Below are 13,516 nucleotides of genomic sequence, written 5' to 3'. Positions count from 1 at the left end.
ATAGGGTTTTTCATGTTGTCTGATCCCGGTACCCTTCGCTCCATCGTCTTTGACCTCGACGGCACCCTGTATGTCTGTCCGCAAATCGCCGATGACATCGAGCGGGCGGCCATCGATCTGGTGGCCGCCACCCGGGGCGTCACCCGCGCCGCCGGTCGCGACCTGTTGCGTCTGGCGCGGCGGCGTCTGACGGAGATTCGCGGCGAGGAGCCCACCCTGACGCAGACCTGCCTGGATCTCGGCATCGAGCTGCCGGAATTTCACGGTGCGTTGCAGAAGGGGGTGCATCCCGAGCGCTACCTGGACCATGATCCGGTCCTGGTCGCCCTGCTCGACTCCCTGCGCGAGCGCTGCGACCTCTACATTTATACCAACAACAACCTCGCCTTGAGCCATAAAATCCTTGCCCTGCTGGGTGTTCAATCGCTTTTCCGGCGCATCTACACCATCGAGTTCACCGGGGCGCCCAAGCCCGACCCCGAGGCTTTTTTTCAGGTCATGGAGGATATCGGCGGGCCGCCGCGGAGTTTTCTGTTCGTCGGTGATCGCGAGCTCGTGGATCTCAGGGTTCCCGCCTCTCTCGGCTGCGCGACCCTCCTGGTGCGCGAAGCGGCCGATCTGCTTCAGGTGCATAAGCTGCTGGGCCTGATCCCCTGAGATTTTTCCCCCATGCGTTTCTGAGGTTGTGTCTTGCCCGCCGATCAAGTAAAATCGCCCTTTTTCGATGAGCGAACTCCCTGATTCCCTGATGGATTGACCGGATGGACACACACGTCGACAGCAAGCCTGGGCTTGAGGAATTTCTGCGCGGCCGCCTGGCCGGGCCGGGTGCCCTGAGCTTTGCCGAATTCATGGAACATTGCCTCTACCATCCCCAGTGGGGCTACTACCTGGCCCCGCGCCCGCGCATCGGCAAGGAGGGCGATTTTTTCACCTCCAGCAGCGTCCACGCGGTGTTCGGGCGCCTGGTATTCCGCCAGTTGCGGCAAATGGCGGAGCTGCTGGGCGGCGAGGTTTTCACCGTCGTCGAGCAGGGGGCGGGCGAGGGGCATCTGGCTCTTGACATTCTTGACGCCGCCGCCGAACAGGCGCCGCAACTCTATGGGCGCATGCGCTATCTGCTCATCGATATCGGCGAGGAAAACCGTCGCCGCCAGGAACGCTTGCTGGCCAGCCACCTGGCCGCCGGGCGGGTTGCCTGGTGCACCTTCGCCGAGCTCGACGACCTTGAAGGGGTGTTTCTCTCCAACGAACTGGTCGATGCCTTTCCCGTGCATCTCGTGGAGCAGGTCGGCGAGGAGTTGCGCGAGGTTCACGTGGTCTGGCGCGAGGAGCGCTTCCAGGAGGAGCTGTGCCCCCTTTCCGACCCGCGCATCGCCGCTCACCTCGATGCCCTGGGGGTGCGCCTGCGCGCCGGCAACCGCGCCGAGGTCAATCTCAACGCGGCGCGCTGGATGGAGGAACTCGGCCGCAAGTTGCGCCGGGGGTTCGTCATCACCATCGATTACGGCTACACCGCCGAGGAACTTTACACGCCGCTGCGGCGCAACGGCACCCTGATGTGCTATCACCGCCACCAGAGCAACGAAAATCCCCTGCAGCATCCGGGCTGCCAGGACATCACCAGCCATGTCGATTTCACCACCTTGCAGCGTTGCGGCGAAAAACACGGTCTGCAGCCCTTGTTTTTCGGCCCTCAGTACCGCTTTTTGCTGGGACTGGGCTTTGCCGAGATGCTGATGGAGCTGGAGGCGCGGGAAGCCGATCCCCACCAGGCGCGCAAGCTGCGCCTGACCCTGAAGAATTTGATCATGCCCGAGCAGGGCATGGGAGAAACCTTTAAGGTCCTGGTGCAGGGCAAGGCCATGGGAGCGCCCCAGCTGCTGTGCCGCAGAACCCTGTCCGAGATTCATTTGCCCGGCGCCTGAAGGGCGCGGGCTGGCGCGGTTGCCAGTGCCCCCTGGGGGGCATATACTTAGATAACAACGGAATCAGGAGGTTATTTCCATGAAAGAACAGGTCGAGAAAGTCCTCAACGAAGTGCGTCCCGCCCTGCAGGCCGACGGCGGCGACGTCGAGCTGGTCGAAGTCGGCGACGACGGGATCGTCAAGGTGCGCTTGACCGGCGCCTGCGGCTCCTGCCCCATGTCGACCATGACCCTCAAGATGGGCATTGAGAAAACCCTCAAAGCCAAAATTCCCGGCGTTCAGTCGGTCATCCAGGTGTAAGGCAAGTTTTTTTCGGCGGGGAGGTGCTTATGATCAAGGTCAAGACCTTCGGTGAACCCTTGCAGGCCTTCAAGACCCACAAGGAACTCGATGAACTCGATCAACGGGTGAATGCCTTCATCCGTGACAACGGCATCACCAAAGTCCTTTCCATCAGCGACACCGCCACCACGGAGGGCGGCACCACCATCGGCCTGGTGAGGGTGCTGCTCTACGAGCAATAGCACCGTCTTTCGGTGCCCGGTTCCATCAACGCCCCGCGCGGCTTAGCCTGCGCGGGGCGTTTTACTTGGCGAGGAGAAAGCGGCTGAGGCGCAGCAGCAGCCCCTGGCGGGTGAGGATTGCCCCGTAGGGACAGAGTTCCTGACAGCAGAAGCAGCCGATGCAGGCATTGAGATCGATGCGCGGCATCAGGGGGTCTGGGGTCATGGCGGCGGGGGGGCAGTGCTTGACGCACAGTCCGCAGCCCCGGCAGCGCTGCTTGTCGATGGCGGGAAGGGCGGACAGGGAGCGGCGCAACCGGCGGTGCAGCACGGGCGGCACGCCGAAGCTGACATCGGTGGCCTGGGCCGGACGAAAACGCGCCGGCCGCAAGCGGATCGGGTCGGCACCGCAGAGTTCAACCTCGCTGAGCCGCGCGCCGGGCAGGTTCTGGGCGCGGGCCAGCTTCTGGGTCCAGCAATCCTCGGGATTAAGCCCCAGCAATTCCAGGGCCACGGCGTCCACGGCGAGGGGATTGGTTCCCGCCAGCAGCGCGCCGACCTCGATGGGGTCGCCGCTGCCGGGGCCCGCGCCCTCCATGGCCACCACCGCATCAACTACCGTGAGGGCCGGCCGCAGCCGCGCCGCCAGATCAAGCAGCATCCGCGCGAAGCGCGCCTTGTCGCTGCCCGCCTGCAGATGCAGTTGGGGCTTGCGCATGCCGACCAGGGCGCCGAACAGATTTTTCACCGCGCAGGTCAGGCCCATCATCTGGTGGGTCTTGAGCTTGGGCAGGTTGATGATGAGATCGGCGTCGAAGACCTCTCTCGCCAGCTCCAGGTGCTGGAAGGCGTCGGGGCTGGCGGGTTGCGGGGCGGGCCGGGACTGGGTGAAGGGCGCCAGGCGCGCACCTGTCTCCGCGACCACCGCAAGAATGCCGCACTTGCGCGCCACCTGCTCGCAGCTGCCGATGCCCGGCGAGTCGCCCACCCAGGCTTCGCCGCCGGCCCGCTGCACCTCGCGGATCAGGGCATGCAGGATCTCCGGGTGGGTGGTGACGGCCTTTTCGGGGGCCTTGCCGGCGAGCATGTTGGGCTTGAGCAGAACGGTCTGCCCCGGCTGCACGAAGGCGCTCATACCGCCCAGCGGCGCCAGCAGCGCCGCGACGGCCGTCGCGACGGCGTCGCGCTCGTAGGTGGCCAGGGGTTCCAGAACGACGCGGTTCATTGGGGGAGGATGCGCACCAGCAGCTGTCGCGGGCGGGGGCCGTCGAATTCGCAGAAGTAGATGCCCTGCCAGGTGCCCAGCGCGAGCTGGCCGTTTTCGATGAGCAGGGTTTCGCTGGCGCCGAGCAGGGAGCTTTTCAGGTGGGCGTCGCTGTTGCCCTCGGCGTGACGATAGGGTCCGTCGGCGGGCGCCAGGCGGGAGAGCCCGCCCAGCAGGTCGGTGACCACGTCGGGATCGGCGTTTTCGTTGATGGTGACGGCGGCGGTGGTGTGGGGCACGAAAAGGACCGCGAGGCCCTGCCGGACCCCCGAGGCGGCGATAAGCCGCCGAACCTCGGCGGTGACTTCGATCATTTCCAGGCGCTTGCGGCTGTGGATCTCAAGCTTGTTCATGCGGGTCTTTCTCCCCGAGAATCGCGATCAACTGATCGACGACCCGGCGACTCAAAAGCAGGCTGGAATGGCCGATGCCGGAAACCTCGATACAGGAGCTGTTCTCCAGGAGGGCGGACTCGGCGGGAATCACCAGGTTGTCGTGGCGGCTGTAGATGTTGGTGAACCTCACCCCCGCGGGGCGCGGCGCCGCCGCCAGGCGCTGGAGAAAATCCGAACCCGGCATCAGGACTCGCGCCAGCGGCGTCAGGGCGAAGGGTGCCAGGCGCGAGCCGTCGTGTGGTGTCGCCAGGCCGATGCAGTGGCGCACCTTGGCCGCGCCGCCGCGCAACTGGACGAAATTGCGCGCGAGGATGCCGCCCATGGAATGTCCGATCACATCCACCTGCGCGACGCCATGGGCCATGCGGAGCTGGTCCACCTTGTCGGCTACGCGCTCGGTCAGGGGCTCCACGTCCGAGCGCCAGGTGTTGAGGTTCATGACATGGATGGGGCCAAGGCCGGCCCGCGCGAGGCGGCGCTTGACCAGCCACCAGCAGGAACGGTTGTGAAACAGGCCGTGGAGGAGCAGGATGGGGCGCCCGGCCTGGTGCGCCGGTTTGCTCTCGGGCATCCATCCGAGGGGATGAGCCAGCACGGTCAGGGCCAGGCTCAGGGTTTCGCGCGCCATGAGGCCGGCGGCAAAAGCCAGGCCGCGGGGGGCGAAGCGCTGAGCGACCAATTCGGGATTGCGGTTGGCGGCTTCGTACCAGACTATGATATAACTCAGCAGGACAAAGGTGCCGGTGGCGGCAAGGAGCAGCAAGCACAGGGTCAGGAGCAGGCTCATGGCGGGTTCCCCGACAAGGACAGGATACGGCGATGAAAAATGCCTGACGCCCGGGCGCCGGCGCAATAAGGCGCAATTATGTCATGGCCGCCGGGGGGCGTCAATGCGCCGCACTTGGCGGGGGGCGCGGACGCCATGAAGGATTGCATCGCCGACTTCGAGCGCTATCTGCACCTGGAGCGCAACCTCTCCCCCCATACCCTGGCCGCTTACCGGCGGGATCTTGAGGGTTTTTCCCACTTTCTCGCCGAATCCGCCGGAGGCCGGGAGCCGACCCTGGAAACCTTACGCCAAGTGGATGTTCGGGTGTTGCGCGCCTATCTGGCGTGGCTGAGCAAAAGCTGCCGGCGCTCGACCCTGGCGCGCAAGGTCGCCGCCCTGCGCACCTTCTTTCGCTTTCTGACGCGCGAGGGACGGGTGGAAGTCAATCCGGCGGAGATTCTTGCCGCCCCGCGCCAGGAAAAGTATCTGCCGCGCACCCTGTCGGTGGACGAGGCCTGCAATCTGATGGAACGCACCTGCGGCGAGGACCTGCTTGCCCTGCGCGATCGGGCGCTGCTCGAAACCCTGTATTCCTGCGGTCTGCGCGTCAGTGAGCTGACCGGACTCAATGTCGCGGGGGTGGATCTGGCGCAACGACTGGTGCGGGTGCTGGGCAAGGGACGCAAGGAGCGCCTGGTTCCCGTGGGGCGCAAGGCCTGCGCGGCCCTGAGTCGCTATCTGGAGGCGCGCGGCCGGCCGGCGCCGGACGCTCCGCTGTTTCTCAATCATCGCGGCGGGCGCCTGACGCCGCGCAGCGTGGAGCGCAATCTCAAGAAACAGCTGGTGCAGGCCGGCATCTCACGGGACGCCACCCCCCACAGCCTGCGCCACAGCTTTGCCACCCATCTACTGGTCGAAGGCGGCGCCGACCTGCGCGCCATCCAGGAAATGCTCGGCCATGCCTCTCTCTCCACCACCCAGAAATACACCCGCGTCAGCGTCGATCATCTCCTCGCGGTTTACGACCAGGCTCATCCCCGCAGCCGGAAAAAATAGCGCCGTTCAGTCGCCGTTCCTGAAATGAGACGAAAAGGGTAATCTTTGTCTTGACAGTCGGGAAGGGATGGTTAAAATCATTCCTGTCACTGATTTACGCCACCCGGCAGGGTGCATTTTTTCAAAGGAGATAACGCATGGGAGTTCTGGTCGGCAAAAAAGCCCCCGATTTCAAAGCGGCCGCCGTCATGGCCGACGGCACGATCAACGACAATTTCCGCCTGTCTGATTACAAGGACAAGTATGTGGTGCTGTTTTTCTATCCCCTGGATTTCACCTTCGTCTGTCCCACGGAGTTGATCGCTTTCAGCCGCCGCATCAAGGAATTCGAGGAGCGCGGCGTGCAGGTGATCGGCTGCTCCGTTGACTCCCAGTTCACCCACGTGGCCTGGCGCAACACGACTGTCGAGGAAGGCGGCATCGGCGCGGTGACCTATCCTCTGGTCGCCGACGTCAAGCATGAAATCTGCAAGGCCTATGATGTGGAGTTCGACGAGGCGGGGGTGGCGTTCCGCGGTTCATTCCTGATCGACAAGAGCGGTGTGGTGCGGCATCAGGTGGTCAACGACCTGCCCCTGGGACGCAACGTCGATGAAATGCTGCGCATGATCGACGCCCTGCAGTTCACCGAAAAGTACGGCGAAGTCTGTCCCGCCGGCTGGAACAAGGGGGAAAAGGGCATGGTCCCCGACAAGGCGGGCGTTGCTTCCTATCTGGCGGCCGAGGCGCACAAGCTCTAGGCGTCAGACCGAAAATCCAAACAATCCGCAGCCGGGGCGAAGTCGTGCCCCGGCTTTTTTCATGCGCGGGAAACCGGCTGGTCGGCCAGGGCGACCAGGCACTGCTCAAGGCAGTCGCTCTCCTGGTCCGGGGGATAAAGCGACCGTGGCTGGGAAAGGCGGCGGCGCAGCTCCGGGTCGCGCAGCAATTCCTCGGCGCGTCGCGTGAATTCCGCCGCATCGGCGCAGCAATAACCGTTGATCCCGTTGCGGATGACGGCCTGGTTGCCGGCAATGGCCGTCGCCAGCAAGGGGCGGCCAAGGACGGCCGCCTCGATCAGCACGTTCGACAAGCCCTCGCTGCGCGAGTTGTTGAGCACCACATCGGCTTCGCGCAGAGTCGCGGGCATAGCCTCGGGAGGAACGACGCCGAGGTAGGCGGCCCAGGGATGGCGGGCGACTTCGGCGACAAAGGCGCGGCCGTAGTCGGGATCAAGCACCGGCCCGCAAAATACCAGGCGAAAGGGTGGGCCGGAGGCGGCAAGCGGTGCGAAGATCGCGAGCAGTTCCAGATTGCCCTTGACGGGACGCACGCCCGCGGGGTGAAGAAACACGGGAATGTCCGGCGAAAGCCCAAGGACTTTTCGCAGGGGGAAAGGGCGATCCCCAAGATGAATGCCGGCCGGCAGGTGGCGCAGGCGCGCTGCCCACTCGGGAAACGCTGACTTCAGAGCTTCGACGGTCTGGGGTGCCTGGGCGAGAATGGCGCCCGCGCGCTGGAGAACCTCGCGGATCACCCCGGCCTGCTCCGGATGATCCAGGCCCTCATGGATGTCGGTACCCGTCAACAGCACCGCGAAGGGCGTCGGCGCGGCGGATGCAAGCCAGGGCACCCCAGAGCGAAAGGCATGCAGCAGCAGCGCAGCATCGGGCTCCCAGGCGCGACACAGATTTTGCACCGGGGCACCGCTCCCGGGGTGTACCCCCAGCAGACGCACCTGGTGACCACGTTGCGCGAGACCCTGGCGAAATCTCTCGGCGGTGACCCGGTTTCCGGTGGCCGCGTGTTGTTGGGGGTGCAGGATAAGAAATCTCAACCCAGCTCTCCAAAGTTGATCGGCTTGATGCCGCGCTCCTCGATGCGCCGGAGCACGGCGGGATGGCAAAGCGCCCGCTGCTCGCGAACCCGCTCGGGGCCGGAAAAGGGATTAAGCGGATCGAGATGGCCTGGATGCACCATCAATTCCCAGGTCCCGAGGGGAAGTTGGTCCAGAAGCGCGAGCAGCCGGTGTTCGTCAAGGCGATTAAGCAAAGGCATGCCCCAAAGTGCGTCGGGAGTGCTCAGTCCGGCCGCTTGGCTGATCCGCTGAAAATTAGGGGCCAACGCGCGGTAGAGCTTCAATTCCCGTCCCAGTTCACCGCCCGGATCCCCGTCGGCGGGTTCGGCGGGCATGGGCAGGCGCACACGGTGTAGGCCGAATTGCTTCAATACCCTGATCATGGCCGGCCCCGCCGGTCCGAAAAGGCAGACATGCTGGTGAGCGTCCGCGTGATCGGGCAGGAGGCCTGCGTCGAAAACACGCGAAATTTGCGCGGTCAGTTCCCGTTCGAGGTCGGCAGTCGCGATCTCGCCACTCAGCAAGGCACGGCGCGAGGATGCTTTGCCTGGGAACTCGCCGGCGGCGTTGGTCAGGCCGGGGATCGGACCGCTCAAGCCCTGTCCCTCGGCGAGATTGAAATGAACCCCCAGAGGCAGGGCCTGGGTCCGTGCTTCACGAGCGGCCTCGGCGAAGGAATAGCCATTGGCCAACAGCGAGGCGCTGGTCAGGATGCCCCGCGCAAAGCAGTGGAAGATGCCCCGATCCGTGGCCCGGCCGCTGCCCAGGTCGTCAGCATTGACGATCAGTCGTATCATGGGCCGAGTCTAGCACGCCCGCGATCTTCTGGGGAGTCGGCAAGAGCGCGTAAAAAAAGCCCCGCCGGAAGCCGGCGGGGCCATGTCATGCTGAAGAAGTCTCATCGAACCTTATTCGCAGAGATCGATCTTGATGTCCCAGTTCTTGATCTTCATGGTGCCGTTGACGGCCAGGTTCTGCTGCATCTTGAAGGCGCGGTCGAAGAGCTGGGGCTCATGGCCGATACCCTTGGCCAAGCACTCCTTGGACGCCATTTCCAGGTAGTCCTTGAGGATGGGCTTGTAGTCGGGGTGCGCGCACTTCTCAATGATGACCTTGGCGCGATCCTTCGGTGCCAGGCCACGCAGGTCGGCCAGGCCCTGCTCGGTGACCACGCAGTCGAGGTCGTGCTCGGTGTGGTCGATATGTGGCGCTTTCGGTACCACGCAGGTGATGCCGCGCGGATCGGTCTTCGACGGACGGGTCGAGGGGGTATGCATGATCTTGAGGTAGCCGTTGCGCAGGAAGTCGCCCGAGCCGCCCAGGCCGTTGATCATGCGGGTGCCGCCGACCAGGGTCGAGTTGGCGTGCGCGTAGATGTCGAATTCCACCGGGGTGTTCATGGCGATGCACCCCAAACGACGGATGGGCTCCGGTGCGTTGGAAACGGAGAGCGGCCGCAGCACGATTTTGCCGGCGTACTTGTCCCAGTTGGCAAAGAAGCGGGGGAAGCCCGGATCTTCCGAAAGCGACAGGGAGCAGGCCGAAGCGTAGTTGAGCTTGCCCGAGTCAAAGAGGTCGAGCATGGTGTCCTGCAGAACCTCGGTGTACACGGTCAGGTTGCTGAAGGGGCCTTTGGCCAGGCCGCCGACGACGGCGTTGGCGATGGAGCCGACCCCCGACTGCAGGGGCAGCAGGTTTTCAGGCAGGCGGCCTCTTTTCACTTCATGGGAGAAAAAGTCCATGATGTGCGCGGCAATCGCCTCGGAGGTGTCGTCCATTTCGGAAAAGGCACGACCCTTGTCGCGACGCTTGGATTCGACAACGGCAATAATCTTGTCGGGATCACAAGGCACATAGGGGCTGCCGACGCGGTGCTCGGCGGAGGTGATGAGGAACGGCTGCCGGTGAGGCGGCTTGGCCTGCATGATGATGTCATGCATGCCTTCAAAGGAGGGCTGTCCAGTGTTGACCTCGATGATGATCTTGTCGGCGACCATCATCAGTTCGGGCACGATGCCGCAGGAGGAGGTCAGGGCCAGGCCGCAGTCTTCGGTGATGGCCGAGACTTCGATGATGGCGATGTCCATGCGGCCGTTTTCGGTGTAGAACCCGTAGCCGACATCCTGGGCGAAGAGGCCGAGGTGCTTGTCGCCCATGCGGATGCGCCCGGCGTTGATGCCCGCTGCGATGTTCTTGCCGGTCTGATAGGGCCAGCGCCGGTCGATCATGTCGAGGGTCGCCCAGCGGTCCTCGGTTTCCGCGCCGACGGAGGCGCCGACGAAGAGGTTGAACTTCAGCTTGCCCTGGAGATTGTTCTTCTCCACATGGTTGGCCAGGGCGATGGGCACCTCCTTGGGATAGCCGGCGGGGGTAAAGCCCGACCAGCCCAAATTCATCCCCGCCTTGAAGAACTGAATGGTGTCTTCAGCCTTCATCACCTTGCTGAGCAGGGACTTGCGACGAACGCGACTTTCCAGTGTGCCGTACTCGGACATCTCTCTCCTCCTGTTAATTAAGTAGGACAGGCTGCGCGGTGACTGACCGCGTCAGTTTAAGCTGGATAAAAAGGTTCCGCGTGTGAAACGACCTCTCGTGATGAATCGCGGAGGAAAAAAATATTTAATATCAGGGGGCTTTCCCTAATTGTATACAATAATCATACCGCTTTGGAGTCGAACTGAAGGGCTTTTAAAATCACGTTATATTTAAAATATTTCCTCTTATAGTATGGTGTAAACGGCAAGTCAAGGGAAAAGATTGAATTTACTTTTTATGGTATGAAGGCCGCGTGATGGCGCAAAAAAGGCCCCTTGCGGGGCCTTTGCGGGAAAGGTTTTCAGTAGGCCTTGGCCATGATTTTTTGGGCGCGCGGCACGAACTGGCTCTTGGGAAATTCCCGGAACAGGGTATTGAAGGCCGTTACGGCCTCATCGCGCCGGCCGGTGGCCAGGTAGGCGCGACCCAGGTAGAAATAGGCCTCGTCGCGCTCAAAAAAGTTGGGGTAGGTGGAGAAGAGATGTTCCAGGCGCCGGATGGCGGCCTCGTGCCGGCCGCTGCGGAAATAGAAACGTCCCACGTAGAGCTCGCTGGCAGCCAGGTGGTCCCTGCAGCGCTGCATGAGGAACCCGACCTCCTCGCGGCGTGCATCGGTGGGGAATTTGTTCACCAGCAGCTCGAAGGTCGCCAGGGCATTGCGCGTGGCGGTCTGATCGCGGTCTATGCTGAGCATCTGGCGATAGTAGGACAGGCCCAGATTGTAGAGCACATCGGCGGTGCGGGCGTGGTCGGGGTGCTGCTTGAGGAAGTCTTCATAGGCGGCGACGGCTTCGACGTAGCGCTCGGCGAGGAAGTAGGCCTCGGCGATCTTGAGTTCGGCGATGACGTTGAGTTCGGGGGAGTAATAGCTGTCGCGCACCTTCTGCCAGGATTCGATGGCCTGATCGTAGAGCCTGCGCTCGAAGTAGTCCTCGCCCTCGCGCAGGTAGTGATCGGCGCTGCGGATCTCCGTGGTTTGCTTGGGAGCGCAGGCCCCCAGGCCCAGCACGAGCACGAGGAGGAACCAGGCGCAAAATCGCTGAAGCATATACGTTCTGCCTTAATCGTAAGAGGGTAAGGGACGGGCTTAAGCCCGTGCCCGCATGGATGGACGCGTCACGAAATTTCGCGCTTCAAGCTAGCGTAAAGCACGCGCCCCTGTCAATGCCGCCGCCACGGCGCATCCTTCAGGCCGGCGCGACGGGACGCAGGTGTTCGCGCATCTTGCGCATGGCGTTGGCTTCCACCTGGCGGACCCGCTCCCGGCTGATGCCGTATTCATCGGCGATTTCCTGCAAGGTGCGCGGGGCGTCGCTGAGGATGCGCTCGTGAATGATGCGCCGCTCCCGCGGGTTGAGCACCTTGAGGGCCGCTCGCACCTGGCCGGCGCGGACACGGCTTTCCTGCTTCTCCGCCAGGATCTCTTCCTGGTTGCCGCGCTCGTCGGCCAGGATGTCGAGCAGGGTGTAGTCGCTGCCCTCGCTCAGTTCCACGTTGAGGGAGGCGTCGCGGCCGCTCATGCGCAGGGCCATTTCCTCAACCTCCGCGTCGCTGACTTCCAGGTGGTCGGCGATCAGGCTGGGATCCTCCCGGCCATCGCGGCCGGCGAGCAGGGCGCGCGTCTGGCTGAGCTTAAAGAAGAGCTTTTTCTGGGCCTGGGTGGTGCCGATTTTGACCAGGGACCAGCAACGGATGATGTAGTTGTGAATGTAGGCGCGAATCCACCAGACCGCATAGGAAATCAGCCGGATGCCTCGCTCGGGATGGTATTTCTTGACGGCGAGCATCAGGCCGATGTTCCCCTCCTGAATCAGGTCGAGGAGTTTGAAGCCGTACCCGCGGTACTCGTTGGCGATCTTGACGACGAAGCGCAGATTGGCGCAAATCAAGCGGTGCGCCGCTTCCAGGTCGCCGCGTCGCCGGTAGCGTTGCGCCAGTTCGTATTCCTGCTGGCGGGTGAGAACGTCGAAGCGGTTGATCTGCTGCATGTAGTGATCAAGCCCATCATGAACGGCGGGCAAAAAGGCAGTGCTCATTGTCATTCATCTCCACGGGTGTTCGCATCAAGGGTTTAGCACTCACGTCCTGCGAGTGCTAAATTTATAGCAAAGAACCGAGCGCCGGGCAAGGGCATTGCCCGCAGGGGATCAATCCAGGCCGGCCAGGCGCCGCAGCACATCGCCCTTGGCGCTGCCGTGGCTTGCCGCGGCATCCGCCAGGCATACCTCAAGAAGCAGCGGGAAAAGGGGGTGGCGACAAAAGCGTTTCTGTCGCAGGCTCAAGGCGCCGCCCTCGCGCAGGTTGCTCCAGGCCAGGTGGAATTGATGGTGGCGCACCAGCCAGGCCACATCCTCGGCCAGCTCCGCCCGCCCCAAACGCGTCAGGATGCCCGGCACCTGCTCGGCCCCGGCCTCGTCATGGCCGTAGGAGCGCCAGATGCCGTCAAGTAGGCGCGTGGTCCACGCCTTGCCGATGTCGTGGAGCAAAGTCGCCCAGAACACCCGCGCTTCAACGCTTTCCGGCAGTGCCGCCACTGCCAGGCGGGTATGCACCAGCACATCGCCCTCGGCGTGATAATCGGGACGCTGCGGCACGCCGTCCAGGGCGGCGACCTCGGGAAGAAGCAGGGCCAGTTCGGGCAGGCGCGATGGGTCGGCGAGCAAGGTGCGGATGAGGGTTTCCAGGCTGTCGGGGGACATGGGGGGCGAACGGCTTTCCTTGTGGACTTGGCGTTTGGCCTGAGGCCAAGATAACCCATGCGGATTAATTCGCCCAGAAGAAACTGTCGTCTGTCCCGGTTTCCGCTCTTGCGACTCCCGGGTCCTTTCCGCCCGCGGGCCGGCGGCTCCGCCCTCGGTCGCCCGGCAGGCTGGCCAATGGAATCCACGGAGCTCAAAAAGACCGTTCCTTGCTGATCGCAATATGCCGGGTCTCAAAAAAATGTCCTTCAGTCATTGCTTTTCGTCGGCCTAACGTGGTAGCGTCTGGATACTTAACTAAAGTTTGTGTAAGTTTTCGCTCGTTCATCCCCTTGACGAGGTGTCAACTTGAAAAAAGCACAGGCCTGTTCGGGTCCGTGCTTTTTTGTTTCGTGGACGACCGAAAGTTACACACCCAAAAGTTCCAACCAAGGAACATGGAGACAAAGATGGCTGAAGGTACAGTGAAGTGGTTCAACGACGCGAAGGGTTTTGGTTTTATTGAGCAGGACAGCGGACCTGACGTGTT

Annotated in this window: 16 protein-coding genes; 7 read left to right on the top strand and 9 right to left on the bottom strand. The window is 63.1% G+C overall.

The window, feature by feature from the left end; translation table 11 throughout:
• The 4 genes from QAT43_RS10585 to QAT43_RS10570 all read left to right on the top strand — a co-directional run.
• Window positions 1-657 (top strand): HAD family hydrolase (locus QAT43_RS10585; protein ID WP_305043040.1); only part of this gene is annotated, 657 nt, incomplete at its 5' end.
• Between the two features lie 104 nt (window positions 658-761).
• Window positions 762-1,928, top strand: a complete 1,167-nt coding sequence (locus QAT43_RS10580; RefSeq protein ID WP_305043039.1) for a class I SAM-dependent methyltransferase — start codon at window positions 762-764, stop codon at window positions 1,926-1,928.
• Window positions 1,929-2,007: 79 nt separating this feature from the next.
• Complete coding sequence (locus tag QAT43_RS10575) at window positions 2,008-2,229, top strand: NifU family protein (RefSeq protein WP_305043038.1); 222 nt, start codon at window positions 2,008-2,010, stop codon at window positions 2,227-2,229.
• A 29-nt stretch (window positions 2,230-2,258) separates the two neighbouring features.
• Window positions 2,259-2,453 carry a hypothetical protein gene (locus QAT43_RS10570; RefSeq protein WP_305043037.1) on the top strand — a complete coding sequence of 65 codons (195 nt, stop codon included), beginning with the start codon at window positions 2,259-2,261 and terminating at the stop codon, window positions 2,451-2,453.
• Between the two features lie 61 nt (window positions 2,454-2,514).
• On the opposite strand, the gene QAT43_RS10565 is transcribed toward QAT43_RS10570, so the two are convergent.
• From QAT43_RS10565 to QAT43_RS10555, 3 genes are read right to left on the bottom strand one after another with little or no spacing between them, the layout of a single operon-like run.
• Complete coding sequence (locus QAT43_RS10565) at window positions 2,515-3,657, bottom strand: DUF362 domain-containing protein (protein WP_305043036.1); 1,143 nt, start codon at window positions 3,655-3,657, stop codon at window positions 2,515-2,517.
• Complete coding sequence (locus tag QAT43_RS10560) at window positions 3,654-4,049, bottom strand: secondary thiamine-phosphate synthase enzyme YjbQ (RefSeq protein WP_305043035.1); 396 nt, start codon at window positions 4,047-4,049, stop codon at window positions 3,654-3,656. Before QAT43_RS10560 ends, QAT43_RS10565 begins: the two co-directional genes overlap by 4 nt.
• On the bottom strand, window positions 4,036-4,878 hold the full coding sequence (locus QAT43_RS10555; protein WP_305043034.1) for an esterase/lipase family protein: 843 nt from the start codon (window positions 4,876-4,878) through the stop codon (window positions 4,036-4,038). Before QAT43_RS10555 ends, QAT43_RS10560 begins: the two co-directional genes overlap by 14 nt.
• Window positions 4,879-4,956: 78 nt before the next feature.
• On the opposite strand from QAT43_RS10555, the gene xerC reads away from it, so the two are divergent.
• Both xerC and QAT43_RS10545 read left to right on the top strand, forming a co-directional pair.
• Window positions 4,957-5,916 carry a tyrosine recombinase XerC gene (gene xerC, locus QAT43_RS10550; RefSeq protein WP_305043033.1) on the top strand — a complete coding sequence of 320 codons (960 nt, stop codon included), beginning with the start codon at window positions 4,957-4,959 and terminating at the stop codon, window positions 5,914-5,916.
• A 137-nt stretch (window positions 5,917-6,053) separates the two neighbouring features.
• Window positions 6,054-6,656 carry a peroxiredoxin gene (locus QAT43_RS10545; RefSeq protein ID WP_305043032.1) on the top strand — a complete coding sequence of 201 codons (603 nt, stop codon included), beginning with the start codon at window positions 6,054-6,056 and terminating at the stop codon, window positions 6,654-6,656.
• Between the two features lie 59 nt (window positions 6,657-6,715).
• On the opposite strand, the gene QAT43_RS10540 is transcribed toward QAT43_RS10545, so the two are convergent.
• The 6 genes from QAT43_RS10540 to QAT43_RS10515 all read right to left on the bottom strand — a co-directional run bounded on the left by QAT43_RS10540 (window position 6,716) and on the right by QAT43_RS10515 (window position 12,987).
• Window positions 6,716-7,732 carry a glycosyltransferase gene (locus QAT43_RS10540; RefSeq protein ID WP_305043031.1) on the bottom strand — a complete coding sequence of 339 codons (1,017 nt, stop codon included), beginning with the start codon at window positions 7,730-7,732 and terminating at the stop codon, window positions 6,716-6,718.
• The gene (locus QAT43_RS10535; RefSeq protein WP_305043030.1) at window positions 7,729-8,550 is read right to left on the bottom strand and encodes a carbohydrate deacetylase; all 822 of its coding nucleotides are present in this window, start codon (window positions 8,548-8,550) and stop codon (window positions 7,729-7,731) included. The genes QAT43_RS10540 and QAT43_RS10535 overlap by 4 nt, the downstream gene beginning before the upstream one ends.
• 111 nt (window positions 8,551-8,661) lie before the next feature.
• Window positions 8,662-10,248 (bottom strand): acetyl-CoA hydrolase/transferase C-terminal domain-containing protein, encoded by a 1,587-nt coding sequence (locus tag QAT43_RS10530; RefSeq protein WP_305043029.1) that lies wholly within the window; start codon window positions 10,246-10,248, stop codon window positions 8,662-8,664.
• A gap of 341 nt (window positions 10,249-10,589) precedes the next feature.
• Window positions 10,590-11,336: an outer membrane protein assembly factor BamD gene (locus QAT43_RS10525; protein WP_305043028.1), complete on the bottom strand. Its 747-nt coding sequence runs from the start codon at window positions 11,334-11,336 to the stop codon at window positions 10,590-10,592.
• 139 nt (window positions 11,337-11,475) lie between these two features.
• Window positions 11,476-12,324, bottom strand: a complete 849-nt coding sequence (gene rpoH / locus QAT43_RS10520) for an RNA polymerase sigma factor RpoH (RefSeq protein WP_305043027.1) — start codon at window positions 12,322-12,324, stop codon at window positions 11,476-11,478.
• Between the two features lie 111 nt (window positions 12,325-12,435).
• Window positions 12,436-12,987, bottom strand: coding sequence for an HD domain-containing protein (locus QAT43_RS10515; RefSeq protein WP_305043026.1), 552 nt, complete (start codon window positions 12,985-12,987; stop codon window positions 12,436-12,438).
• A gap of 449 nt (window positions 12,988-13,436) precedes the next feature.
• On the opposite strand from QAT43_RS10515, the gene QAT43_RS10510 reads away from it, so the two are divergent.
• The coding region (locus tag QAT43_RS10510) for a cold-shock protein (RefSeq protein WP_305043041.1) at window positions 13,437-13,516 on the top strand (80 nt) is incomplete at its 3' end.

The organism is Geoalkalibacter sp. (assembly GCF_030604225.1).
Classification (GTDB): domain Bacteria; phylum Desulfobacterota; class Desulfuromonadia; order Desulfuromonadales; family Geoalkalibacteraceae; genus Geoalkalibacter.
Note: the sequence above shows the minus strand (reverse complement) of the source record. Positions and strands in the feature narration are given on the sequence as shown.

Coding starts and splice junctions, on each gene's coding strand:
- QAT43_RS10580 (WP_305043039.1), top strand. CDS start 762: ATGGACACACACGTCGACAGCAAGCCTGGGCTTGAGGAATTTCTGCGC.
- QAT43_RS10575 (WP_305043038.1), top strand. CDS start 2,008: ATGAAAGAACAGGTCGAGAAAGTCCTCAACGAAGTGCGTCCCGCCCTG.
- QAT43_RS10570 (WP_305043037.1), top strand. CDS start 2,259: ATGATCAAGGTCAAGACCTTCGGTGAACCCTTGCAGGCCTTCAAGACC.
- QAT43_RS10565 (WP_305043036.1), bottom strand. CDS start 3,657: ATGAACCGCGTCGTTCTGGAACCCCTGGCCACCTACGAGCGCGACGCC.
- QAT43_RS10560 (WP_305043035.1), bottom strand. CDS start 4,049: ATGAACAAGCTTGAGATCCACAGCCGCAAGCGCCTGGAAATGATCGAA.
- QAT43_RS10555 (WP_305043034.1), bottom strand. CDS start 4,878: ATGAGCCTGCTCCTGACCCTGTGCTTGCTGCTCCTTGCCGCCACCGGC.
- xerC (WP_305043033.1), top strand. CDS start 4,957: ATGTCATGGCCGCCGGGGGGCGTCAATGCGCCGCACTTGGCGGGGGGC.
- QAT43_RS10545 (WP_305043032.1), top strand. CDS start 6,054: ATGGGAGTTCTGGTCGGCAAAAAAGCCCCCGATTTCAAAGCGGCCGCC.
- QAT43_RS10535 (WP_305043030.1), bottom strand. CDS start 8,550: ATGATACGACTGATCGTCAATGCTGACGACCTGGGCAGCGGCCGGGCC.
- QAT43_RS10530 (WP_305043029.1), bottom strand. CDS start 10,248: ATGTCCGAGTACGGCACACTGGAAAGTCGCGTTCGTCGCAAGTCCCTG.
- QAT43_RS10525 (WP_305043028.1), bottom strand. CDS start 11,336: ATGCTTCAGCGATTTTGCGCCTGGTTCCTCCTCGTGCTCGTGCTGGGC.
- rpoH (WP_305043027.1), bottom strand. CDS start 12,324: ATGAGCACTGCCTTTTTGCCCGCCGTTCATGATGGGCTTGATCACTAC.
- QAT43_RS10515 (WP_305043026.1), bottom strand. CDS start 12,987: ATGTCCCCCGACAGCCTGGAAACCCTCATCCGCACCTTGCTCGCCGAC.